General features: G+C 49.2%; 16 protein-coding genes. 12 read left to right on the forward strand and 4 right to left on the reverse strand.

Annotation, left to right across the window (positions count from 1 at the left end; all coding sequences use genetic code 11):
• Positions 1-18 precede the first annotated feature (18 nt).
• Positions 19-4,950, forward strand: a complete 4,932-nt coding sequence (locus tag A8709_RS24960; protein WP_065856241.1) for a sugar-binding protein — start codon at positions 19-21, stop codon at positions 4,948-4,950.
• A 140-nt stretch (positions 4,951-5,090) separates the two neighbouring features.
• Here A8709_RS24960 and A8709_RS24965 read toward each other — a convergent pair whose 3' ends face one another.
• Entirely contained in the window at positions 5,091-6,743 is a 1,653-nt protein-coding gene (locus A8709_RS24965; RefSeq protein WP_244163308.1) for an ATP-binding protein, read from the reverse strand.
• Positions 6,744-6,998: 255 nt separating this feature from the next.
• Between A8709_RS24965 and A8709_RS24970 the strand changes: the two genes are divergently transcribed.
• The 5 genes from A8709_RS24970 (at position 6,999) to hutG (ending at position 13,969) form a co-directional block, all read left to right on the forward strand.
• Positions 6,999-8,162 (forward strand): DUF4317 domain-containing protein, encoded by a 1,164-nt coding sequence (locus tag A8709_RS24970; RefSeq protein WP_065856245.1) that lies wholly within the window; start codon positions 6,999-7,001, stop codon positions 8,160-8,162.
• A gap of 248 nt (positions 8,163-8,410) precedes the next feature.
• On the forward strand, positions 8,411-9,976 hold the full coding sequence (gene hutH / locus A8709_RS24975; RefSeq protein WP_065857346.1) for a histidine ammonia-lyase: 1,566 nt from the start codon (positions 8,411-8,413) through the stop codon (positions 9,974-9,976).
• A 34-nt stretch (positions 9,977-10,010) separates the two neighbouring features.
• Complete coding sequence (hutU, locus tag A8709_RS24980; RefSeq protein ID WP_141692645.1) at positions 10,011-11,687, forward strand: urocanate hydratase; 1,677 nt, start codon at positions 10,011-10,013, stop codon at positions 11,685-11,687.
• A gap of 15 nt (positions 11,688-11,702) precedes the next feature.
• Positions 11,703-13,010 carry an imidazolonepropionase gene (gene hutI, locus A8709_RS24985; protein ID WP_065856249.1) on the forward strand — a complete coding sequence of 436 codons (1,308 nt, stop codon included), beginning with the start codon at positions 11,703-11,705 and terminating at the stop codon, positions 13,008-13,010.
• Positions 13,007-13,969 carry a formimidoylglutamase gene (hutG, locus tag A8709_RS24990; RefSeq protein WP_065856252.1) on the forward strand — a complete coding sequence of 321 codons (963 nt, stop codon included), beginning with the start codon at positions 13,007-13,009 and terminating at the stop codon, positions 13,967-13,969. Before hutI ends, hutG begins: the two co-directional genes overlap by 4 nt.
• A 79-nt stretch (positions 13,970-14,048) precedes the next feature.
• Here hutG and A8709_RS24995 read toward each other — a convergent pair whose 3' ends face one another.
• Entirely contained in the window at positions 14,049-14,714 is a 666-nt protein-coding gene (locus A8709_RS24995) for an AraC family transcriptional regulator (protein ID WP_065856254.1), read from the reverse strand.
• Positions 14,715-14,792: 78 nt separating this feature from the next.
• On the opposite strand from A8709_RS24995, the gene A8709_RS25000 reads away from it, so the two are divergent.
• Both A8709_RS25000 and A8709_RS25005 read left to right on the forward strand, forming a co-directional pair.
• Positions 14,793-15,482, forward strand: a complete 690-nt coding sequence (locus A8709_RS25000; protein ID WP_084225401.1) for a glycoside hydrolase family 88 protein — start codon at positions 14,793-14,795, stop codon at positions 15,480-15,482.
• A 46-nt stretch (positions 15,483-15,528) separates the two neighbouring features.
• Positions 15,529-16,233: a GDSL-type esterase/lipase family protein gene (locus A8709_RS25005; protein WP_065856257.1), complete on the forward strand. Its 705-nt coding sequence runs from the start codon at positions 15,529-15,531 to the stop codon at positions 16,231-16,233.
• A gap of 63 nt (positions 16,234-16,296) precedes the next feature.
• Here A8709_RS25005 and A8709_RS25010 read toward each other — a convergent pair whose 3' ends face one another.
• Both A8709_RS25010 and A8709_RS25015 read right to left on the reverse strand, forming a co-directional pair.
• Positions 16,297-19,188 (reverse strand): carbohydrate binding domain-containing protein, encoded by a 2,892-nt coding sequence (locus A8709_RS25010; RefSeq protein ID WP_065856260.1) that lies wholly within the window; start codon positions 19,186-19,188, stop codon positions 16,297-16,299.
• A complete protein-coding gene (locus tag A8709_RS25015) occupies positions 19,163-19,375 on the reverse strand; it encodes a hypothetical protein (RefSeq protein WP_141692646.1) in 213 nt (70 codons plus the stop codon). Before A8709_RS25015 ends, A8709_RS25010 begins: the two co-directional genes overlap by 26 nt.
• Before the next feature lie 257 nt (positions 19,376-19,632).
• Here A8709_RS25015 and A8709_RS25020 point away from each other — a divergent pair, with 257 nt between their 5' ends.
• The 4 genes from A8709_RS25020 to A8709_RS25035 all read left to right on the forward strand — a co-directional run bounded on the left by A8709_RS25020 (position 19,633) and on the right by A8709_RS25035 (position 23,968).
• Positions 19,633-20,787 carry an N-acetylglucosamine-6-phosphate deacetylase gene (locus A8709_RS25020; protein WP_065856264.1) on the forward strand — a complete coding sequence of 385 codons (1,155 nt, stop codon included), beginning with the start codon at positions 19,633-19,635 and terminating at the stop codon, positions 20,785-20,787.
• Between the two features lie 129 nt (positions 20,788-20,916).
• Entirely contained in the window at positions 20,917-22,026 is a 1,110-nt protein-coding gene (locus A8709_RS25025; protein ID WP_167357163.1) for an alanine racemase, read from the forward strand.
• 48 nt (positions 22,027-22,074) lie between these two features.
• Complete coding sequence (locus A8709_RS25030) at positions 22,075-22,470, forward strand: RidA family protein (protein WP_065856268.1); 396 nt, start codon at positions 22,075-22,077, stop codon at positions 22,468-22,470.
• Positions 22,454-23,968, forward strand: a complete 1,515-nt coding sequence (locus A8709_RS25035; RefSeq protein WP_244163310.1) for a M81 family metallopeptidase — start codon at positions 22,454-22,456, stop codon at positions 23,966-23,968. The genes A8709_RS25030 and A8709_RS25035 overlap by 17 nt, the downstream gene beginning before the upstream one ends.
• The last annotated feature ends 3 nt before the right edge of the window (positions 23,969-23,971 follow it).

Here is a 23,971-nt window from a genome sequence, read left to right on the forward strand (position 1 = left end):
TTATGGGAGGGAATTGGGATGATATCTTTGGCATTTTCGAAAAGGTGGAAATTTTACGGTTTCATGATGCTCTTCTTTTTAAGTAGTATGTGGCTATGGTCTGCAACTTCCGTCAAGGCAGCTCAGCAAGAACCGTACAATTGGCAAAATGTGCGTATCGGCGGTGGCGGATTTGTAACCGGGATCGCGATTCATCCGACTGAGCCGAATCTTGTCTATATTCGTACCGACGTTGGCGGAGCCTTGTGCTGGGACGAAGTGAATCAGAAGTGGATCCCTTTATTGAATATGATTCCCAGAGAAAAATACAATGAGTACGGCGTCGATAGTATCGCACTTGATCCTTCGAATCCGAATGTGGTTTACATTGCGGTAGGCAAATACGACTATGTAGGAGCGCCCTCGGATATTCTGAAATCAACAGACCGGGGACTCTCTTGGACGTCAACCGGATTTACCCCTCGGCATTATGGCAATGGGTCCGGACGTGATCTAGGCGAACGGCTTGCCGTAGACCCGAACAATAGTCAGACCATTTACATGGGCACGCGCTATGACGGATTGTGGAGGAGCACCTCCGGTGCCAGCACGGGGTCATGGGAGCAGGTGACGAATTTTCCTACCCTCGGAGCCAATCCGACTGGACTTAATTTCGTTTTATTTGATAAAAGTACAGGATCTCCAGGCGTTTCCACACAAACGATTTATGTAGGGGTCAAAGGCACTGGCATTTATCAAAGTGTAAATGGCGGGACGACATGGACGCTGATGAGTGGAAGCCCGCTAACACCTCGTCGGGCAGTTCTTGCCGATAGTGGCACTTTATATGTCACATATGAATCTGGCGTCTCGAAGTTTGCTGGCGGCGTATGGACGGACATTACGCCTCCGTCATCGGGAAGATACAATGGAATTACGGTAGATCCTACAAACCCGAACATCGTGATGACGGCGATTGAAGACGGTTCAGTCACACCGGCGCCGATCTATCGGTCGACGAACGGTGGCTTAAACTGGACACAGGTCAACTTTGTCAAACATCCAGATGTTCCCTGGTGGACGAGTAATTGGTTTTCAGCCAATACCTCGACACTGACAATTGATCCCCATTTTCCAAATCGGGTATGGTTAACTGATTTTTACGGCACATGGCGGACAGATGATATAACCGTTAGTCCGTCCCATTGGTATACGCACGAAGAAGGCCACGAGGAAGTGGTGACGTTTGCTTTGCGCAGTACGCCGATCGGTGCACCGCTGTTGAGCGGGCACGCGGATGTTGATGGCATGCGCCATACATCGCTTACGTCATTTCCAAGCGGTAAATTCGGCAGTCCATCTCTGGGCGATACGGTGTCCATCGACTTTCAAGAGAGTAATCCGAATTTCATTGCCCGGGTAGGTTCCACTCGTTATGCGGGTACAGGCGGCGGTGGCTACAGTACCAACAACGGGGCGAACTGGACGGCGTTCCCCAATCCACCAGGCGTGGCGGGTCGCATCGCCGTATCCGCCGGAAGCGAGACGATGGTCTGGGTCCCACAGAGCGGAAGTCCGATCTATTCAACGAATCGGGGACTCACGTGGAATCCTAGCACAGGCGCACCATCCGGAACTGTTCACGATTTCTGGGTTTGGTACCAACCATTAACTTCTGACCGTGTCAATAATAATACCTTTTATTTGTTAGAACGGGGGACATGGAAGTTCTTCCGCAGCACGGATGGAGGCGCATCTTGGTCGCTTGCGTCAACAATGCCAACCATACCAACGAAAATTCCCGCGTATTTCAGCGTCAAGGCTGCGCCGGGTAAGGCAGGGGAAGTGTGGGTCAGCTTGGATGGGAGCGGCCTCTGGCGTTCCAGTAACTCCGGTGATTCTTGGACGCAGGTATCGAATGTACAGCAGGCGACTTTGTTTGCTTTTGGTAAAAATAAGCTAGGCTCCACGGATCCCACTGTCTTCGTATATGGCAAGGTGGATAATAGCGTAGGTATTTTCCGCTCTGATGATTTCGGTACGACCAGGGTCAAGATTGACGTAGCAGATCCGGCGATTGGTGCTGAAGCCAACTCGATGGAAGGCGATCGTCAGACATGGGGACGTGTTTATATCGGAACGAACGGAACCGGTGTATTTTACGGTGATACCTTGATGAGCGAAGGAACGGATACGGAAGCTCCGACAGCGCCTTCGAATTTGACATCTCCCTCACATACATCCACGAGCGTGAACTTGTCCTGGACAGCTTCAACTGATAACACGGGGGTAGCGGGGTACAACATTTACAATGGAGGCACATATGTGGGTGCCACGACAACACTTTCAAGTACAACCTATACGGTCAACGGCTTAACGCCTAGCACCACTTATTCATTTACTGTAAAAGCCAAAGATGGAGCGGGCAATCTCTCGACTTCGAGCAACGCCCTGAGTGTTACAACAGCGCCTCCTCCGGCACCGCCGACGAATCTGATTACGACATCGGCGACGCTCACGAGCCTAAGCCTAAGTTGGAGTCCGCCATCTAATCTCTCTGGTGTAGTTGGCTATAACCTCTACGTGGGATCCAAACAGGTGGCAACTACCTCTGGCACAGCGTATACACTTACGGGACTACTGCCCAGCCAAACATACTCGGTTACCGTTCGTTCTATAGATGGTGCAGGCAGCACATCAGTAGCTAGCAATACGCTTGCTGCAACAACGGCGACAGGCCCAGGAACGCTTGCCTTCAGTGACGATTTTCAGGATGGGGTAGCGGATGGTTGGACGCCTGCAAACGGTACATGGTCTGTCGTTACATCAGGCGGATCGAAGGTGTATAAGCAAGCTTCCTGGCTGGCGACAAATGCATTCAGTACGGTCGATAGCAGCGCATATTCTAATTACAGCGTGGAAACGAACATCAAACTTACCCAAAATGATATCGACTTGGCTGCTGGTATTACAGCCCGCTATACCGATCCAAACAATTTCTACTATTTCCGAATTAAAGCTGGCAAACTACAGATTGGTAAATCCGTGAACGGAGTCGTCACGATCCTGACTGCGAAAAATTATACCATGACGACGAATGAAGTGTACGCGTTCACAGCGGTTTTAAACAATAGCACACTCGATTTATATGTGAATGGGTTTATGGAATTATCTGTGACAGATACAAGTCTTACTTCGGGAAAAATTGGTCTATATGCCTTCAAAACGAGTGTTGAGTTTGACAATGTGAAAGTCATACGTGATCGTGACTTCGCGTCACCAACGGCTCCAAGTAATTTGCGCTTAGTATCCAAAAGCGAGACCACGGCGGATGTGTCTTGGGATGCATCCACGGACAACGTTGGTATCACCCAATATGACGTGTATCAAGGTTCAACTCTGATCGGAACCGTAACGTCTAACACGTATTCCGCAACGAACTTAACAGCGAATACGAATTACACGTTTAGTGTTAAGGCAAAGGATGCAGCAGGCAATGTATCGGCAGCAAGCGCTTCGCTTAGTGTAACGACAGATCCGTATCTGTTTCAAGCGAAGAAAACGATCGCTGCTATTAGCGTCAACGGTGTTCTGGACGAACAAGTATGGTCCTCGTTCAAGTCAATAAAGAAACCGATTATAGGGACACCGAACAATACGGCGGAATTCAGCACGCTCTGGGACAATACGTATTTGTATGTAGGGGTCAAGGTCATCGACGGTCATCTCTACAATACTGCTGTGGAACCTTATTATGATGACTCCATCGAAATCTATATCGATAGCAACAACAATAAGGGTACGACGTATGACAGCTATGATCAGCAGTATATCAAGGGTTGGAACGACAGCACACTATGGCTGCAGAGAGTGATGCCGAGCGGAGTGCTGCATGGATGGGCGCCGATTCCAGGCGGATACAGTGTGGAACTGGCGATTCCATGGAGCACGCTTAGCCTTACACCATCGGCTGGTATGACGATTGGTTTTGACGTGGCGAATAATGACACCGATACCGGTACGGGTCGGGATAGTCAAATGATGTGGGCTGGAACGAACGACAACTGGACGAATACAGCATCTTTCGGAAGCCTGCAACTTTCCTCTGTCACGACTGGGGATACGCAGCCGCCGACACTTCCAATGAATGTGATATCGCCTTCACACACGGATCGGACCGCGGATTTGTCTTGGACGGCTTCTTCGGACAATGTGGGCGTTACCGGGTATGCGATATACAACGGTAGCAATCTCGTTGCAACAGTCACTTCGACGACCTATACGGTTATGGGTTTAACGCCGGGAACGAGCTATACCTTTACTGTAAAAGCGAAAGACGCGGAAAATAATATGTCCGCAGCGAGCAACACAGTCAACGTCACGATGGATGCGTCCTACACGCTGATCCCTGTTACCAAAACGAATGCCGGCATTGTCGTAGATGGATCACTGGGCGAAACGGCTTGGTCCATCACGAATCAAGCGAACAAAAACGTGGTCGGAACAAGTAACAACTCGGCACAATTTGGGGTATTATGGGATGAAACGTATTTGTATGTCGGCGTTACGATTCTTGATAGCGATTTGTACAACAACTCACCAGAGCCTTATTCCGATGATTCCGTCGAGATTTATATCGACGGCAATCATAACCAAGGCGCGACTTATGACAGTTTTGACCGGCAGTTTATCAAAGGTTGGAACGACACTTCTTTGTTTGAGGCACGAAGTCTCACGAATGGTGTCCAGCATGCATGGGCAGCTGTGCCGAATGGATACAGCGTGGAGATGGCCATTTCTTGGAGTTCACTTGGCCTTACACCATCCGCGGGGATGATGATCGGCTTTGACATCGCGAATAATGATGAGGACGATGGGAACGGTCGACTAAGCCAGACGGTCTGGGCAGGTACATCGAATAACTGGTCGAGCACCTTATCTTTTGGAGAGTTGAAACTAGTATTACCCTAAGGGGTTAACTGCACTTTATCAACTTGCCACGGCGAGTGAGCTTCTGCAAATGGCGGAATCAGAATGAGGAATAACAAAAACGGAGCCTGCATCTTGCAGGCTCCGTTTTCTAATTGAATTTTTGCATATAAGTAATCTCATCATTTTATCAGCGGAATTCTAACCTCAATCAAGGTTCCTTCATTTACCTTACTTCGATACGAAATACGGCCATGATGTTGTTTAATAATTTTGTGGCTGATCATAAGACCAAGTCCAGTTCCCTTTTCTTTCAAGCTATAAAAAGGTTGTCCTAAACGATGAATGTGATCCTCTGGTATCCCACACCCCTGATCTTCAACAAGTATCACACACTCATCTTCAGCTTCTTTTCGCAAACTAATCTGAATCATACCACCATTAGGCATGGACTCTATAGCGTTCTTTAAAATATTAAGAAACACCTGCTTTAATTGGTTTTTTTCGCATGTGATAGGGAAAGCGGATTCTTCATAACTGACCTTAAATTCAATATTTCGTAAAAGGACTTGAGGAGATAGGAACTCGACCGTATACGCAATCAGTTCTTTTACATCCGTACGGGTAAGTTGAACAGCTTGGGGTTTTCCCAAAGAAAGAAGCTCACTCGTAATGGTTTCAATACGTTCGAGCTCGCTTAGGAGCAGATCACTATACTTAATCGGATGCTTCTCCTTTTTTTGAATCTGAAGAAATCCTTTGATGGTTGTGAGGGGATTGCGAATTTCATGAGCCACACCTGCCGCCATCTCCCCAACAATGGATAGCTTCTCAGATTGCAAAAGGAATTCTTCGGCTTTTTTGCGTTCGGAGATATCTCGACTGATAATAACAATATGCTCGATAAGACCACTATCACCTTTAACAGGCCGACAACGGGACTCAAATTCGATCCAATGGCCTTCTTTATGCTTCAAACGGAATTCCATGGAGTGGGCTTCCATATTGTCAAGCATCCTCTGTATGGTATCCTTAAACATTGCCAAATCGTCTGGATGTACGAACTCACATAATGTAGTGCCTTCAAATTTTAAGCTCTGATACCCCAAAATGAATTCATGGGAAGGCGAAAAATAACTAATCGAATGATCTTTATCCATAACCATAATGAGGTCAGATGTATTTTCAGCAATGAGCCTATATTTGGATTCACTTGCTTCGAGTGTCTTCTCTATGACTTTTTTTTCCGTGATGATTCTCCGAAGTTTCTCATTGGATTCAATCAGTAAGCCACCTAGGAGTACTCCCAACATCACAAATAATAAATACTGAATGTGAAAGATGGGCTGATCTTGTAAAATATGAAAAGAAAATACGGTACATATATAGAGAATAATATAGGCTCCAAATAAGGTCGCACTTCTCTTAAGTGGTGGAAAAAGAGAGAGATATACATGCAAGATAGAGAAAACAGTCATGATGAGTGCCCAACCAGCTATTGCCGCTGGCCAATGTCCGTTTGAATAGAGCCTGTAGAGTAAGGAGATCGCACCAGTAATTAATCCTGCCACCGGTCCAAGATAGGTAAAAACTAGAATGATAGGGGCATACCGTATGTCGTAAGAAAATCCTTGTTGTTTGACCGACAACATGACGAGGATAACGGAAACAAAACCAGCATAAACGGCTACCCAAAGGTGCAGCTTTTTAAGCGGCTGATGGTTAATATAAGAACGAATAACTAAGGGCGTACTAACCAAGAGTGAATAAATGGAAAGATTAACAATGTAGTCAAATATAATCACTATATTTTCACCCGTATCTATTTTTATCATTCCTATACCTATCTATCATAAACAAGAGTGCCTATGAATTCCATATATTTCTTAAGAGAAAAAGGAGTGCCGCGGCTTGGTGTGCTTCGGTTTTATAATTAATTAGGAAACATCCTCATATTTTTTTCTCGAAATTGTTGAGAAATCTCTAAATATGGATTAACATACAGGAAGTGTTCATAACGGTGAAAGCCCTTCTCATGAAGGGTTTTACTTTGTACGTCTAATTCACTTCATAGGAGCGTCTGAAGGACCATGATAAAGAAAGAAATCGCACATATTCGCAAGCATTTTAAATTGGATAACGAAATGCTTAAACTTCACGATATTTTAAACGTGTATATTATGAAGGAAACCAACGAGATTTACCATTATGAGCGCCAACCGTTCGCCTTCGTGGATAGGGAGAAGCAGGAACTATATATGCTTAATTTCAAAAAACTGCTGACCGGCGAATTAGATCAGAAGATGTACGAGTTAAAGTTTCAGGATGAAGCGGAGCAGCCTTCGCAGGTGCTTCTCCATCAAGGGCTGGTGACCGGAAATGCGGAAGAATGGCAAGATCTAATGCTTTTGTTAGTGGAGAAAATGTTGGTGGATACCAACTACGAACAGGATACGGTGATTACTTTCGTCCGCGGGCAATATTCCAAGCCGACGAAGAGTAGGAACGAAGATGCCATGGAGAGCGAAAAGAACGAAATGTTCGCGAATCTATTTATTCTTTGCAGCGTGAATTCCACAGAACAACAAAAGAAAACGCTCATGTTTGACTATGTCGAGAGGGAATATAAATATAATGTTTTCGTAGACCCAATTATCAAATTGAATACGCCGGAACAAGGTTTTTTATACCCTAGTGTGACGGACAACTATTCGGACGTGAATCGCATTCTGTATTGCTCGGGGAGAGCGCATGAACCGAATTGGCATTTCATCGAGGGAGTCTTAAATGCTGAGAAGACCGTGACGGCATTAGAAGAGAGAAGCATTTTTGAGGAAATCGTGAAAGAAGTAGCGGGAGATCAACTCGATACCGCAATGATTGCTCATGTGTATGAGGAAATTCATCGAGTCATTGAGACGAACGAAGCGGAAGAGCCGCCAAAGCTGGATTATAAAGATGTTGAACGGATGCTGTCGGCTAGTGGTGTGGAAAATGTGACGACAGAAAGGGTGGAACGAGCGTTCCAGAACGTCGTCGATGACAAAAACTTTGAAATGAAAGCAAGTAGCGTCATGCCAAAGTTCACGTCGAAATCGATTAAGATTGAAACGAAGGTTGCCACGATTACAGTCAGCCCGCAAGATTTGAAGTATGTGAGACAGGTGAATCATCAAGGGAAACGATGTATTTTAATTGAAGTTGATGAAGACGTCGTGATTGAAGGATTTAATATTAATACGGAGACGTTGTAGCGTAGAGAATTTTAGTACTAGGCAATAAGCCATCTTGACAGCTTGAGAGGCCGCGTGTGACAATGAGATTAGGCAAAAAACAACATAACTATAAAGTGAGTGATGGCGATGAAGGATCGGCTGGAGCAGGATACCGGACAATCGCATAGAACCCTCTTTTTTAAAAAAGGGACCGTATGGAAGGTAATAACTTCCGTACGGTCCCTTTCTTTTGGTAAAGCGAGAAAGGAGTCTGAGTAGACATGGCGATGGTATACAAACAACAGGATAATAGCCTAGAAGCGACTCCGCCGGTTGTATTAGATGGGGAGCAATTAATACCAGCGTTAGTCGCGGCAGTTGCTTATGATAATGTGTCAGTCGAACTAGATGAACAGGCACTCAGGCGTGTGATCGCGTGTCGCAATATGGTAGAAGAACTTGTCACTACAGGCCAAGTGGTCTACGGCGTCACAACAGGCTTCGGAAAATTCAGTGATGTGCATATTTCACCGCAAGATGCTGCGCAGCTGCAAGTGAACCTGATCCGCAGCCATGCCTGCGCTGTAGGCAGACCGCTGCCGGAACCGACGGTTCGTGCTCTGATGCTGCTGCGTGCAAATGCACTGGCAAAAGGACATTCCGGCATCCGGCCGGAAACGCTGCAGTTATTGATCGATTGCATCAACTGTGGCGTTCACCCGGTTGTGCCGGAGCAGGGCTCTCTAGGCGCGAGCGGAGACCTGGCGCCGCTGTCACATTTGGCGCTCGTCCTAATGGGCGAGGGCGAGGCATTGTACCAAGGCGAGCGCCTGCCAGGGGGGAAAGCACTTGCAAGAGCCGGTCTCAAGCCGATCACATTACAGGCGAAAGAGGGGCTTGCCCTGATTAATGGCACACAGATCATGACGTCCATCGGTACTTTGGCACTTGTCCACTCACAACGTCTCGCGAAAATCGCCGATGTGATCGCATCACTGACGGTTGAATGCTTGCGAGGCATTCCGGATGCTTTTGCTGAAGAGGTGCATCAAGTACGCCCTTATCCCGAGCAAATCGGGGTGGCTAAGAACTTGCGCAGCTTGCTGCAAGGCAGCAAGCTGACAACGCGCCAAGGCGAGCATCGCGTTCAGGACGCTTACTCGCTGCGCTGCCTGCCGCAAGTACATGGCGCGACGCGCCAAGTTCTTGCCTATGCGCAAGATAAGATTGCCATTGAGATCAACGCAGCGACCGACAATCCATTGCTATTCGTCGATAAGGGTCTCGTTATTTCCGGTGGTAACTTCCATGGGCAGCCGATCGCATTTGCGATGGATTTTCTGAAAATTGGCATGAGTGAGCTCGCGAATATTTCGGAGCGCCGCACAGAGCGCCTCGTCAATCCGGCGCTTTCTGGAGGATTGCCCGCGTTTTTGAGCCATAACCCTGGTGTAGGCTCTGGCCTGATGATCACACAGTATGTCAGTGCATCACTCGTTTCGGAAAATAAAGTGCTGGCACATCCATCCAGCGTGGACTCGATACCGTCATCTGCGAATCAAGAGGATCATGTGTCCATGGGAACAACAGCTGCACGTCATGCAGCGCAGGTCATCGACAATGTGTCGAAGGTGCTAGCTATCGAATTGATTTGTGCGGCTGAAGCTGCTGAATTTATTGGGGTAGAGGGTCTGGCTCCAGCAACTCGGGTACTGTACAGCAAGCTGCGAGCTCTCGTCCCGCCAGTAGTGAAGGATCGTTCAACTACCCATGATATCGAAAACGTGGCGAAAGCTTTACTGGAAGGCAAGTGGCTGCAAGCGGTTGAGGATGTAACAGGAACGTTATTTTAACCATAGAGAGTAACTATGTAGGAGGCCACCTATGATGAATGCTAATCATCCCAAAAGAGTGATCCGCGCCCCTCGCGGTACTGAACTGTCCTGCAAAGGCTGGGTACAGGAAGCGGCGATGCGCATGCTGATGAATAACCTGGATCCTGACGTCGCGGAACGGCCAGAAGATCTTGTCGTCTACGGCGGCATTGGGAAAGCGGCTCGCAACTGGCCTTCCTACGAGGCCATCATCCGCGAATTGCAGCGACTGGAAAAGGATGAAACGCTGCTGATTCAATCTGGCAAGCCGGTTGGCGTTTTCAGAACCCATGAACGCGCACCGCGCGTGTTGCTGTCTAACTCTGTTCTCGTGCCTAAATGGGCGAATTGGGAGCATTTCCGCGAGCTGGAGCAGAAGGGGCTGATGATGTACGGCCAAATGACCGCAGGAAGCTGGATTTACATTGGAACACAGGGTATTCTGCAAGGTACCTACGAAACATTTGCTGAAGCAGCCCGCCAACATACAGATGACGGTTCACTTCAAGGTACTTTGACGTTGACCGCAGGACTTGGCGGCATGGGTGGCGCTCAGCCATTAGCGGTCACGATGAATGAGGGGGTTGTCATCGCAGTCGAAGTTGACCGTAGTCGGATTGAGCGCAGGATCCACACGCGTTACTGTGATGTGTTAGCGGAAACGCTAGATGAGGCACTGCTGCTTGCGGGGAAAGCTATGGAAGAGAAAAGACCGCTAGCCATTGGCCTGCTGGGTAACGCAGCTGAAATTTATCCAGAATTTGTGCGACGAGGCATTAAGCCACATTTCGTTACGGACCAAACGTCGGCTCATGACCCGCTGATCGGCTATATCCCGGTTGGCTTTACGTTGGACACAGCAGCCGCAATGCGTGAGAAGGATCCTGAACAATACGTGAAGCTTTCCAAAAGCAGCATAGCGGCGCATGTGCAAGCGATGCTCGACTTGCAGCAAATGGGTTCCGTCGTATTCGATTATGGCAACAATATTCGCCAAGTCGCATTCGATGAAGGCGTAACAAACGCATTCAATTTCCCGGGCTTCGTCCCAGCCTATATCCGACCACTTTTCTGCGAAGGCAAGGGACCGTTCCGCTGGGCAGCTCTCTCCGGTGATCCGGAGGACATTCGCAAAACAGACCAACTCGTTCTTCAGTTCTTCCCGGAAAATGATCGTCTACGCCGCTGGATTGAAATGGCAAGTGAGCGTGTCGCGTTCCAAGGTCTGCCAGCTCGTATTTGCTGGCTCGGCTATGGGGAGCGCGAAAAATTCGGCCTCGCACTGAACGAAATGGTGCGAAACGGTGAGTTGAAAGCACCGATTGTTATCGGTCGCGATCATTTGGATTGTGGTTCTGTGGCGTCGCCTAACCGTGAAACGGAAGCGATGAAAGACGGTTCCGACGCTGTTGGCGACTGGGCCATTTTGAATGCGTTGATCAATACTTCAGCAGGCGCATCTTGGGTTTCTGTCCATCATGGCGGTGGCGTAGGCATGGGCTACTCGCTGCACGCAGGGATGGTTGTGGTAGCGGACGGGACGGATGAAGCAGCAGAGCGCCTTCGCTGTGTACTGACCTCAGATCCTGGTATGGGCGTTATCCGTCATGTAGATGCAGGCTACGACGACGCGATTGAAACAGCGGAGAAGCACGGTATTCGCATCCCGATGCGTGAGCAGGAATCGTGAAGGAGGCGTGTATAGATGGAACGGATTGATTTGCTCGTTACGGGGATTGGCCGATTGGTTACCCCTCAGGGAAATGCACCGCGCTGCGGGCAACAAATGAAGGAACTCTGTGAGATCACGGATGCAGCGATTGCTATCCTAGCGGGAAGAATCGTCTTGTTTGGCCCAGCTCAAGAAATTCTAGACGGTCTTGCAGCCGTGGAAATTTCAGAAACCATCGACGTTGGCGGACGAATGGTCACCCCAGGCCTGGTCGATCCGCACACCCATCTCGTACATGGCGGTTCCCGTGAACATGAGTTGGCGCTGAAGCGATCCGGTGTCCCGTATTTAGAAATTTTGGCGCAGGGCGGCGGCATTCTTAGCACGGTAAGGTGTACACGGGCTGCATGTGAGCAGGACCTGTATGTAAAGGCGCTTCGAAGCTTGAATGAAATGCTTTTGAATGGTGTCACGACGGTTGAGGCGAAAAGCGGTTACGGTCTCACAGTGGAGGATGAATTGAAACAATTGCGTGTGGCGAAACGCTTGAACGATACTCACCCGGTTGATATCGTCTCAACGTTTATGGGGGCGCATGCTGTGCCGCCGGAGTTTAAAGGACATACGGAGGCGTTTGTAGACCACATCGTCAATGAGATGCTTCCTAAGGTGGCTGAAGAAAAGCTAGCGGTGTTTTGCGACGTGTTTTGTGAGCAGGGTATATTTTCCGTTGAGCAGTCTCGCCGTATCCTACTTGCAGGTAAACACGGCGGTCTGATCCCGAAAATACATGCGGATGAAATTGAGCCGTTGGGCGGAGCCGAGTTAGCGGGTGAAGTTGGTGCGATCTCCGCCGAACATTTGCTGGCTGCGACCGATAAAGGCTTGGCTGCAATGGCCAAACATGGTGTGATTCCTGTGCTCTTGCCAGGTACTTCGTTCAATTTGGGTCTGGCTAAGCATGCCCGGGCACGCGACATGATCGACAGATTCGAACTGCCAGTGGCCCTTTCAACCGACTATAACCCAGGTTCCTGTCCGACTGAATCGATCCAGCTCATCATGATGTTAGCGTCACTGAACTTGAAGATGACACCTGAGGAGATTCTGACTGCATGCACGATTAACGCAGCGAACGCACTCGGACGCGGTGAAGACATCGGCTCCATTGAGGTAGGGAAGCTGGCGGATTTAACGATATTCGATGCGCCAAATATCGCATATTTGCCATATCATTTCGGAACTAACCACACGTTCGGTGTCATCAAAAATGGGCATGTGATCGTGTGGAACCGTGCTATCGTGTATACGGAAGCTAGTAAGGAAGGGGCTGAGCTATGAGCCACGAGATTCCTTTTCTGAAAGCACCTGATCAAGCGGTATTCAGAGATCACCTGGAAACCAAGGTTGCCCACTGGATTCGCCAGTGGGATGGTCAAGAACGATTGCTTGCAGGCATCATTGGCATCCCGTTATCCAAATCTTCGATCTCGCTTTCGGGTGCATCGGCGACACCAGCCGCGATACGTGCGGCATTCAAGTCGTTTACTACCTACTCCATGGAGTATGGTGTTGACCTGCAAGATTTAGCTGTTCGCGACCTTGGCGATATCCACATGCACGTGACCGATATTGCGGAATGCCACCGCCGCATCGAGGAGAGTCTAAGAGCGCTGTACAAAGAGCAGCCGGGAATGATTCCGATTATTTTTGGCGGTGATCATTCGACGAGCTGCCCATCGCTTAAAGCCTTCGTCGATCGGTACCCTGGGCAAAAAGTTGGCATTCTTCATTTTGACGCTCACCATGATGTGCGTAATTTTGAAGATGGCGGCGTTACGAACGGTACACCGTTCCGCGGTATTCTCGAATCAGGTGTGGTCGATGGACATAACATCGTTCAAATCGGGATTCGAGGCTTCATGAATGCTAAGCCCTATCATGACTACGTGAAGAGTAAAGGCGTACAGGTATATACTTCACGTGATGTACGGCGGCTGGGAATGGATGCAGTACTCGATCAGGCGCTTCTGCATGCAGGGGATGGAACCGAAGCGCTTTACGTGAGTTTTGACGTTGACGTTATCGATCAGGCCTTTGCACCGGGATGTCCGGCGATTGGTACGGGCGGGATGAATCCGTGGGATGCGCTGGATGCCCTTTATCGTCTGGGTTCCCTGTCAACCGTGCAGGGGCTGGACTTCGTCTGCATCGATCCGACCATCGATGTGCGTAACGTGACCTCACGGCTAGCCGTACAGTTGATGCTCAGCTTCTTGGCAGGGGTTGCTGCACGATAATTTTTCCTGAATCGACGTATAAAGAAGCAGACAGCGGATGACTACATCTGTTGTCTGCTTCTTTTTATGAAATGGTATTTTAATACTTAAAGTTCGAACCTTGATTCAGCTTCCTATAAGCTGACGGAGACATGTTAAGCCGCTCTTTAAACACGCGCGAAAATGTGGAATAGGATGTAAATCCGACTTCAAAGCCGACGGTGATCACGGATGCATGGCTGGAGATCAGCAAGCTGCAAGCATGCGATATTCTAATTTTCTCTAAAAAATCATGGAAATTATCTCCAATAATCGGTTTAAATGAAGTGCTGATATGAGGAACGCTTACATAAAAGCGCTCTGCTAACGATTCCAATTTCATGTCATCGCGGAAGTGTTGATAGACATAGAGAATGATCTCCCACATTTTCCCTTTTTTATGTTTAGGGTTTCTATGTGTTTCGTTGTCATTCTTGGCAAAGCAGCCCCGTTCCAATAAGATCAAGGCTTCGGTAAATTTCGTTATGAACATCTGCTGACAGAACGGTTGATTGCTAAGGATTTCCTGATGCATTCTCTGAAATATTGGAAGTAGTTGATTAGTAAGTTCATCCTCCAACTGGTAGGAAGGCTCGCCTTCAGTACCAGCACGAAGCAGTATTTCGCTAAAAGCAGATGAGTCATCGGATCCATAAATAGCTTGCGGCCCAATAGCTCCAACATATAAATGCAGTTCTTGTCCTCGCGGTATTTTGATTTGATGCACTTGATGCGGAAGTAAGAGGGTAAAGGTGCCAGGCCCGATGGGCCGTTCGATCCCATTAATAATTTCTGTACCGCTGCCATGAAAAGCGTAGGTATTATCGACTGTATGATGAATCTGCCACTCCTATACTGGGCTTCGAGGGAAATAGCTGACCCACGCTATCGGCTTATTGCTGAAATTCATGCGGATACTGTCCTTCGGGAGTTTGTACTTGCGGATGGATCCGTTCACCATATCGTCTGCTTCGATCCGGAAACAGGGGAGCGAATCGAAGCGCTTGCTGGTCAAGGGTATGCCGCGGATTCGGCATGGTCAAGAGGAGCGGCATGGGCATTGTATGGATTTGCGCTAAGCTTTACATACACGGGTAAGGAGAAGTACCTTATCGCTGCAAAGAAGGTGGCACATTTTTTTCTGGATCATTTGCCAGCAGACTTTGTACCCTATTGGGATTTTAGACTGCCTGCTGAAGCGGAAGGCATGCCTAGAGATTCCTCCGCGGCAGCGATCGCCGCTTCAGGGCTTCTTGAACTGGCATCATTGTTATCCGAAGAGGATGGGAAAGCGTATAAGCAATCGGCCGAAAGCATCCTTCGTTCCTTGTACGAAAACTACGGTGCTTGGAACGAGGATGAAGAAGGGCTGCTGTTACATGCGACCGGATATTTCGCTGCAGATATTTATGTAGATGCGCCGCTCATTTTCGGAGATTATTATTATGCTGAAGCGTTGTTGAAGCTTAAGAATAATGAGACAAAGCCATGGTGAAGGGGTTTATATTTCACTCAAAATCAGACAAGGAAGGGAATAGAAAATGACAACAAATCGTGTGAACTTAGTGAAACCAGGATATTTTGGAACAGCGGCTGCAGCGGATAGCCGAAGAGGAGAATTTGATTTTGGCAACGAGGTGTTGATTGCGCACGAAGTACCGGTGGATTTTGTATTTATTGGCGACTCGATTACGCATATGTGGGAATTGAATGCTTATTTTGGCCGCGGCGAACGTTTTATTGTGAATCGTGGGATTGGCGGAGACGTAAGCAGCCATGTATTGCGAAGATTTGATGGGGATGTTAGCCAATTAAAGCCGAAGCATGTGGTGATAAAAATTGGCGTAAACAATTTTTGGGCATTTGATGGCGCGACAATCGAGCATCGGAAAACAGGGGAACAGATCATTTCAGCACTCGTATCTGATATTCAGGAAATGGTTAAAAAAGCGAAAGAAAACGATATTATACCCATCATCTGTTCCATACTTCCTACGAATTTACCGCAATCTGGACATAATTATCTACGCAATACAAGCATAATCAGTGTGAACGAGAGTCTACAACAAATAGCTAATGATTATGGTGCTATTTATGTCGATTATCATTCGCGAATGATCACAGTAGACGGTATCCAGCTTCGCGATGAGCTCGCAGACGATGGCCTTCACCCGCATGTGCTTGGCTACGACATTATGGCCAATGCTTTGCGTGAAACGTTGGAACATACTGGGATTCACATCTAGCACGAAAGAGTAGACCTCCGAAGCCATCATGCTTCGGAGGTTTTTCGCATCCCAGTTGAAAAACTAATTCTTGAACTGCATGGCGTACAGCTTGGCGTTTTTCATATAGTACTTCACGGATATCGTCTGCCCAGCCAGACTGGACAAGCTGCTGCTGCCGCCCCATGTGACCGTTTGATCGACGCTGTCTGTATTTAGTGTGGCAGAGTCCGTTTTGGAAAAGCCAGGAATGACGGCACCGCTCGCATCGAGCAGCTCCACCTGCACATAATTGCCAGTGCCGGATGCGTTGAGGTTCAAATGCAACTCATTGCCCGTGAATGTCATTGGTTTGGTAACAACCGTGCCCTCGGTAGCACCGGTATTCAAGGACATGAACCCGTCGAGGCGCCATTTGGCAAGCCCGATCCGCGACGTCTTCGTCACATTCTCATGGCCTTCGGTGAAGCCGCCGTAGTACATCCAGATCTCATTGCCCACCTGAATGGGATAGCTGGCAGTGAAGATCATGCCATCGTCCCAAGTACCGCTGGCACCCAGTGGGATGATCGGTGTACGGCTCGGACGCTGCCAATCTTCAGTCAAATCGCGAGAGAATACGAGCTCAGGGAAGATCGGCCCGCCATCCCAGCCGGTGTGATCATTGATCGGGAATACCCAATCGAAGCCGATGTAAGCACCTTCATACGGGTAAAGCCCCACACCGTAGCTGTCCGTCACGAGAGCACCAGCGGCTTGAGTATCCGTTTCGTCAGCTAGCGACTCCATATCGATCGGCGTTGTCCAGTGGATGAAGTCGGTGCTGGTCGACATGCGATGAATACGGTGGAAGATGTCGTACGTGATATCTTTCGATGCATACTCACCGTATTTAACGGATGCAATAAATCGACTATTCGCTTTGTCATAGGCGACCGTTACGACATCCCAGCCGAGAATGAGATTTTGGGATGTGCCAAAATGGGTACCGTCACTGGAGAAGGCAACACTATAGTAATATTCGCCGCCGACATTGCCGGCATAATACATCATTTTGTACCGCTTGCTGGGGTCAGGGTCATTCGGATCTTTCACGATATTGGCTAGCCCGTACTCGCCAATAATATTGTTGTTCTTGTTGCCCCCATACGTATAAATGCCGAGATTCGGCTTGGTCCAGTTCGTACCATCCGTGGAAGTGGCATAGCAGGTGAAAGATGGGCCTGAGCCGTCCAGGCAGGTGTACCACATTTTATACATACTGGCTTCATCGTCATAAATGGTCGAGCCATAAATATAGACGGCTTGGTTGGAGGTACCGACCCCTTCCCAGGCTTTATCTAATGGAACGACGGGGGACGCAGTTTTCGTTGCTTGATTCAATGTCCTCGTTACATTGCTCATGGAGGCGATGTCATAGTCATCAATGAACAACTGCTTGGCAGAGGCGACACTGATCACAGTAGGCGCAAAGTCGATATCATCCCAATATGAAGTGCCAGTATTGGCATAATTGCTATAAGGCATGACAGTTGCATACGTAGTGCCTGCAGGTGCGGTACCAGTTACACTAACCTTTTGCCAGGAGCCAGTGGTCGTTACATTTTGACTGGTCGCGCCAATTCGAGTATCGGAAGCATCCCAGAATTCCAAGTACAAGTCAGCGTTACCGCTCTCCAAATAATAGCTGGCGGAGGCTTCATACGTTTTGCCTACCGTAATGCCAGTCAGGCGAGCAGAACGAACACCACCCCCAGACGCGGCATTGGTGTCGACGATTTTCAGACTCGTAGTCCTGTCGGTCGCTCTGAATGAGCTTGAGCTTGCTGTCACTCCGGTTCCAACGGATGAGGCCCATTGATACGGAAAGCCTTCCAAGTCAAGGTTTTCAAAGCTGGCATTGGATAAGGAAGTCGAAGTCGTCGAGACGACCGCGGAGTCAAAATAAGCGACGCCGGTATTGCCAAGGTTGCTGTATAACAGGATATTGGCCGAGCGAACAACAGGATTATAGCCAGCGAATGGCGCGATGTCGGTGAAGGTTAAAGTCTGCCAGGAGCCAGTAGTCGTCGTGGAAGTTTTCTTGGAAGTAACGAGGGTGCCTTTACTGTCATAGTACTGAATGTACAGATCGAACGGGCCGCCGCTCTCAACGTAATATTTCACTTTGGCGGTGTAGGATTTCCCGCTCAGTACGGGGAACTGCTGGGATTGCACGCCGCCGTTCAGCGTTGTACTTGTATCATTGATCTTTACGCTGTGTGTGCCTTCGAAAGCACGGGTCGTACTGCCGCTCTCAAATCCGTTGGCGTAAGGTTTCGACCATTGCAGCGGAAAACCGCCACTGTCAACGTTTTCGAAGCTGCCGTTCGCAGCGATGACACCGCCGGAATCAGTAAAATTCGTATCGTTCACCGTTAAGGAGGCGTCGTCGAAATACGAGATCCCTATATTCCCCTGCGGGCTGTATGCCAATAGGGTCAGGTTGGAAGCACCGAATGGGGCTGTAAAGCTTGTGCTTAATTGCTGCCAAACACCAGTCGTTGTCGAAGAATCAGCTTGATTCGCTACAATGCGAAGCCCTTGGTCATTCCTCATTTCAATATACAGGCTGACAGGCCCGCCACTCTGGATAAAAGCCCAAATTTTGGCGGTATAGGTACGCCCCGGGATGACGGAAATCGGCTGTGAACTGATGCCTCCGGGTTGCGAAGCGCTGGTGTCATTGATTTTAACACTGCGGGTCCCGCCGTGTTTTTGAGTCGTTGAACTGCTTTCATAGCCACTGGAATAAGGTAATGTCCAGTTCGCCGGGAGTGAACCCGACAACGTTTCGAAGCCAGCGTTAGCTACGCTAACCGTTGCAGCCTCCGCTTTTGGCGCAGCTAGGATGGGCAATAGCCCGATGAATAAGGAGAGGGCTGCTAAGATGCGCAGTAGTGCTGCTGGTTTACGAAGCATAATGATTCCATTCATCCTTGGTTCCCTCCATCGATTCGCAGCGATTACGCTGTCCGTAGTTCGGCCGCAAAAAAGAGTGCATCGTAGAGATCCAATTAAGATCTTTACGATCAGCTGCTCTTGCGCCGGTTGATGTCGGATCTAAGGAGCGCGTTCGTTTTAGCGTACCTTCATACACCTCCTCACTACTTTGTAATCTCATAATAGGTGGAAAAAGAGCCACAGAAAAAGGTCGAATTCATTGGGTTCTAGTGTAATTTCCTTGTATTTTATAGACTTTGTTAACCTGAGGTGATACAAGATTATTTATGGGGAGTCCGATGCAGGTACCGCAAAGGCCTAGTTTATACCCATGCGGAAAGGAAAGTGGCGTGAAATAAATTTAGCTTTAAGAGTCGTTAATGACGTGCTATGCTAAAAATGAAACCATAGTTTCACTCTACGGGAGATGGTGAATGGATGCAAGCGAATCTTAGTTTGGTTGTTCACAACGGCACGATCATTACAGCAAACAGATTAATCCCTGGCGGGGTCGTTGTCATTGAGAACGGCTTCATCACCCATGTCGGGGAAGCGGGAGAGGTCCAGATTCCATCTGGCAGTACGGTAGTGGATGCGAAGGGCGCTTACATCGCCCCAGGTTTCGTCGATATTCACTGTCATGGCGGCGGTGGCGTGTGGTCCTGGGAGCATCCGCACACGTTCGCGCTTGCTCATTTGAAACACGGGACGACAGCCATTCTCCCGACGTTTACCTACAATGAGAGTCGAGAGCAGGTCCGAGACGGACTCAAGACGATTGTGGAGGAAATGGATTCAGGCAAGCCATTCGTCGAGGCCATTGTTGGTATCCACATGGAAGGTCCGTATATTAATAAAAAATACGGCGCCATTACTTCACCCATCCGTCCGGTTGATCCGACCGAATACGAGGAAATATTGCGCGTGGCTGGTGATCGTATCAGGGTATGGACGCTGGCGCCAGAGCTGGAAGGTCAGGAAGCTTTTGTGAATGCGGCAGCGAAATATCAGATTTCATTGTCTGTCGGTCATTCGGAGGCGACTGCGGAGGAGATCTTTCGATTCGTTCCACAAGGACTGCGAATTGGCTGCCATTGCACGAACGCATCGGGCACAACACCATCGCCGTCTAGGTATGGCGGGACTCGCGAGGTGGGTGTTGATGAAGCCGTTCTCGTTCATGACGATATTTATGCCGAAGTCATTCCTGATTCCGAAGGTGTTCATGTTCGTCCCTTGATGTTGAAGCTGATTCACAAAACCAAAGGGACAGACCGTGTGATCATTATTACCGATGCAATGCCTGAGGCTGGCGTGAACAACGGACAGGGTTCGGACTTGAATTGGAACCATCTCGGCCATTTGGCCGGTAGTCGATTGACCATGGACAGGGCTGTTCACAATATGATGAGACATGCTGAGGTAGGGCTTGTGGATGCGTTCCGTATGGCTTCACTGAATCCAGCGAAGGTCATTCATATGGAGGATCGAATGGGGAGCATAGCGCAAGGGAAGCTGGCAAACCTCCTTATTATCGACGAGGAAATAAACATTCAGGGAGTGATTTTGCAGGGGCAAATCGTGAGCTTCTAAGAAGAGAGCCTGATCTTACATATGTTTATAAATAAATGAGAAATAATGGAACTATTTACGCGTTGTAACTGATATAAATTAAAAATGAAACCATTGTTTTACTCAATGAGACTTAGGGGCGGTGAAGCTGTGGGATTGGATGCATGGAAGGAAACCCTTGATACACCAGCGATTATCATTGATCTGGATCTATTGGATGCCAATTTGGAGCGGACAGCTGCCTTAGCTGCCCAAGCAGGCGTCCGATTAAGGCCCCATACCAAAACGCATAAGAGCATTTGGATTGCCCAAGAGCAGCTGCGACACGGGGCTTCCGGCATTACCGTTGCAAAGCTTGGCGAAGCCGAGGTTATGGCAGACGGTGGCATGGATGATATTTTGATCGCGTACCCGATCGTCGGGCGATTAAAGCTGGAGCGGCTTGGAAGGCTGCTCGAGCGCATCCAAGTGTCTGTGAGCGTGGACAGCTATGAAGTGGCCAAAGGCTTATCGGATCTCGGTGAGCATATGAAGCTGCGCGTGCCGCTCTATGTGGATGTGAACAGCGGCTTGAACCGCTGCGGGAAAGAGCCAGGAATAGAGACGGCGGAGCTCGCGCTAGCGATTGCGAAACTGCCAGGCATTCGGCTTGCCGCCTTGATGACTCATGCAGGGCAAGCCTATAGCAAGCGTCGTGCCGACGATTGCTTGGAGGTAGCGCTTGCTGAGGCGGAGGCTCTCTTGGAATCGCAGCGTGTACTTCGGCGCTTGGGCGTGGAAGTGCCGGACATTAGTGTAGGCTCGACGCCGACTTCGAAATTTATCGGGGCGCTTGCGGGCATTGGCGTAACGGAGATGCGACCAGGAGCGTACGTTTTCGGAGACGGCTCCCAGCTCTATACGGGCCTAATCGGGGAAGACGAATGTGCGATGCGCATCTATGCCACAGTCGTGAGCACACCTCGGCCAGGAACAGCGATCATCGATGCAGGCTCGAAGACGTTATCGAACGACAGCAGCGCTCATCGTAAAGGCTTCGGAATTATACCAGAGCTCCCTGACATTTATGTCGAGCGGCTAAGCGAGGAGCATGGCATTCTGTCCGTCCCAGATGGGGTTCATCTTCAAGTCGGTGATCAAGTTGCCATTATCCCTAATCATTGCTGCGCCGTAACCAATCTGCATGATCGGTTGTATGGTATGCGGAATGGTCAGCTAGAGCGTATGCTTACAGTGGATGCAAGAGGCAAAGTAACGTAGTAGATTCTAATGAATATCAACATGTACATATAAAGGAGATCGATACGTATGTCACAGCACATTCATACTCATCTAGCACCTGAATTTCCGCTCCCTTTTTCCCAAGCGCTCCGTGCGGGCGATTTCGTCTATGTTTCGGGCCAAGTGGGTGTGGATCCTGCCACGCGTGAAGTCATCGGAGAAACCATAGAAGAACAAACGATGCAATGCTTGCGCAATATTGAGACCATCCTCGCTGCGGCGGATCTCTCCCTCGATCATGTTGTCAAAATCAACGCCTTTATCTCCAGACAAGAGGATTTTCCTGGTTACAATAAAGTATATGAATCCATCATGAAGCGGCCATTCCCTACAAGAACTTCGATCGGCTGTTCGATTGGAAGTTATTTAGTTGAAATCGATGCGATTGCTTATGCGGGTTCCATCCGTGGGGAAAGCAACTAATATGGGCAGCCATCAACTTCGAATTTCGGTGGCTGGTATCTTGCATGAGACGAATACGTTTGCTCCTGGATGTACCGACATCTCGCACTTTCGAGATCAATGGGCGGTCGGGATGGATTCATTTACGGCACGCTATGCAGGAACACGCACTTCTATGGGTGGTGTAATTGCTGCTGCTGCGGAGGAAGGCATCGAGTTAGCTCCAGGCTTATACGCTGCTGCGACACCTAGCGGCATGGTGGAGGCGGCAACGGGTGATTCCTTGATCGAAGCGCTTGTCGCTTCAATAGACGATACAACCGACGGTCTAGTCTTGATCATGCACGGCGCGATGGTGTCCGAACAGTATGACGACTTTGAAGGTGAATGTCTGCGACAGCTTCGTGCTAGACTGGGGAATCATTTTCCCATCGCGATGACGTTGGATCTGCATGGCAACATTAGCCAAGAAATGGTTCGGCAAGCGAATCTGCTTGTTGGCTACGATACGTATCCGCACATCGATATGTACGAGCGGGCTGTAGAGGCCTTCGGTTTGCTTGTCCGACAAATCCGTGGAGAGATTCGCCCCGTTCGAGCACTCGCACATACCGGGATGCTTGTTGTTCCGCAGGGGATGATGACAGACGAAGGAAGTATGAAGATTTTGATGGAGCGGGCATTCCGTATGGAGCTATTGCCTCGTGTGTTGAACGTAACCGTGGCTGGCGGATTTCCGTACAGTGATGTGCCGGATGCGGGAATGTCGTTTGTTGTGACGACGGACGGCGATGGGGAGCTAGCCGAACGATGCGCCTTGGAGCTTGCTCAAATGGCCATCGACCACAGGGCGTCGTTCAATGTGTCGTACGTCACGCCACGCGAAGCGGTGGCGGAGGCTTTGGCGCAGCCGGAAGGTCCCGTTATCCTATCGGAAGGCTCCGATAATGTTGGGGGAGGTGCCCCCGCAGATGCGACGCATATCCTGGCTGAACTGATTGCTTTGCCACAAAAAGCGTTAATCGTGATCCGCGATCCGGCAGCGGTGGAAGCCGCATGGCGGATTGGCGTAGGCGGTACATTCGAAGGGGATGTCGGCGGCAAAAGCGATACCTTGCATGGCAAGCCTGTAGCCCTACAAGGAAGGGTTCGGCTGCTGTTTGACGGTCATTACCGACACGTCGGTCCTTATATGACCGGCCAACAAGCCGAGATGGGCAAGACAGCCGTCCTTGAATGCGGACAGCTGACTATTATTTTGACTGAGAAACGGGTAGCTCCGTGGGATGTTGGTCATGTGCGCTCCGTCGGCTTATGGCCGGGGGACTTCCAAATCATCGTTGCCAAATCAGCGCTCGCCTGGCAGACGGCCTTCGGGTCGTTCGCGAAGCATGTAATCAATGTGGACTCACCGGGCTGCTGCAACGCTAATCTTGTGCATTTTCAATATAACCATGTACTTCGGCCCCTGTATCCGTTGGATGAGGTGGCACAACCGAGATTCGGATTGTACCCATGACAC

Origin of the sequence: Paenibacillus pectinilyticus, assembly GCF_001700435.1 — a bacterium.
Classification (GTDB): Bacteria; Bacillota; Bacilli; order Paenibacillales; family NBRC-103111; genus Paenibacillus_E; species Paenibacillus_E pectinilyticus.

Bases quoted from the DNA above. Each gene is read 5' to 3' on its own strand.
- A8709_RS24960 (WP_065856241.1), top strand. From the start codon at position 19: ATGATATCTTTGGCATTTTCGAAAAGGTGGAAATTTTACGGTTTCATG.
- A8709_RS25030 (WP_065856268.1), top strand. From the start codon at position 22,075: ATGTCACAGCACATTCATACTCATCTAGCACCTGAATTTCCGCTCCCT.
- hutU (WP_141692645.1), top strand. From the start codon at position 10,011: ATGAATGCTAATCATCCCAAAAGAGTGATCCGCGCCCCTCGCGGTACT.
- A8709_RS24965 (WP_244163308.1), bottom strand. From the start codon at position 6,743: ATGATAAAAATAGATACGGGTGAAAATATAGTGATTATATTTGACTAC.
- A8709_RS25020 (WP_065856264.1), top strand. From the start codon at position 19,633: ATGCAAGCGAATCTTAGTTTGGTTGTTCACAACGGCACGATCATTACA.
- A8709_RS25010 (WP_065856260.1), bottom strand. From the start codon at position 19,188: ATGAATGGAATCATTATGCTTCGTAAACCAGCAGCACTACTGCGCATC.
- hutH (WP_065857346.1), top strand. From the start codon at position 8,411: ATGGTATACAAACAACAGGATAATAGCCTAGAAGCGACTCCGCCGGTT.
- A8709_RS25000 (WP_084225401.1), top strand. From the start codon at position 14,793: ATGAAAAGCGTAGGTATTATCGACTGTATGATGAATCTGCCACTCCTA.
- A8709_RS25005 (WP_065856257.1), top strand. From the start codon at position 15,529: ATGACAACAAATCGTGTGAACTTAGTGAAACCAGGATATTTTGGAACA.
- A8709_RS25015 (WP_141692646.1), bottom strand. From the start codon at position 19,375: ATGAGATTACAAAGTAGTGAGGAGGTGTATGAAGGTACGCTAAAACGA.
- A8709_RS24970 (WP_065856245.1), top strand. From the start codon at position 6,999: ATGATAAAGAAAGAAATCGCACATATTCGCAAGCATTTTAAATTGGAT.
- hutG (WP_065856252.1), top strand. From the start codon at position 13,007: ATGAGCCACGAGATTCCTTTTCTGAAAGCACCTGATCAAGCGGTATTC.
- hutI (WP_065856249.1), top strand. From the start codon at position 11,703: ATGGAACGGATTGATTTGCTCGTTACGGGGATTGGCCGATTGGTTACC.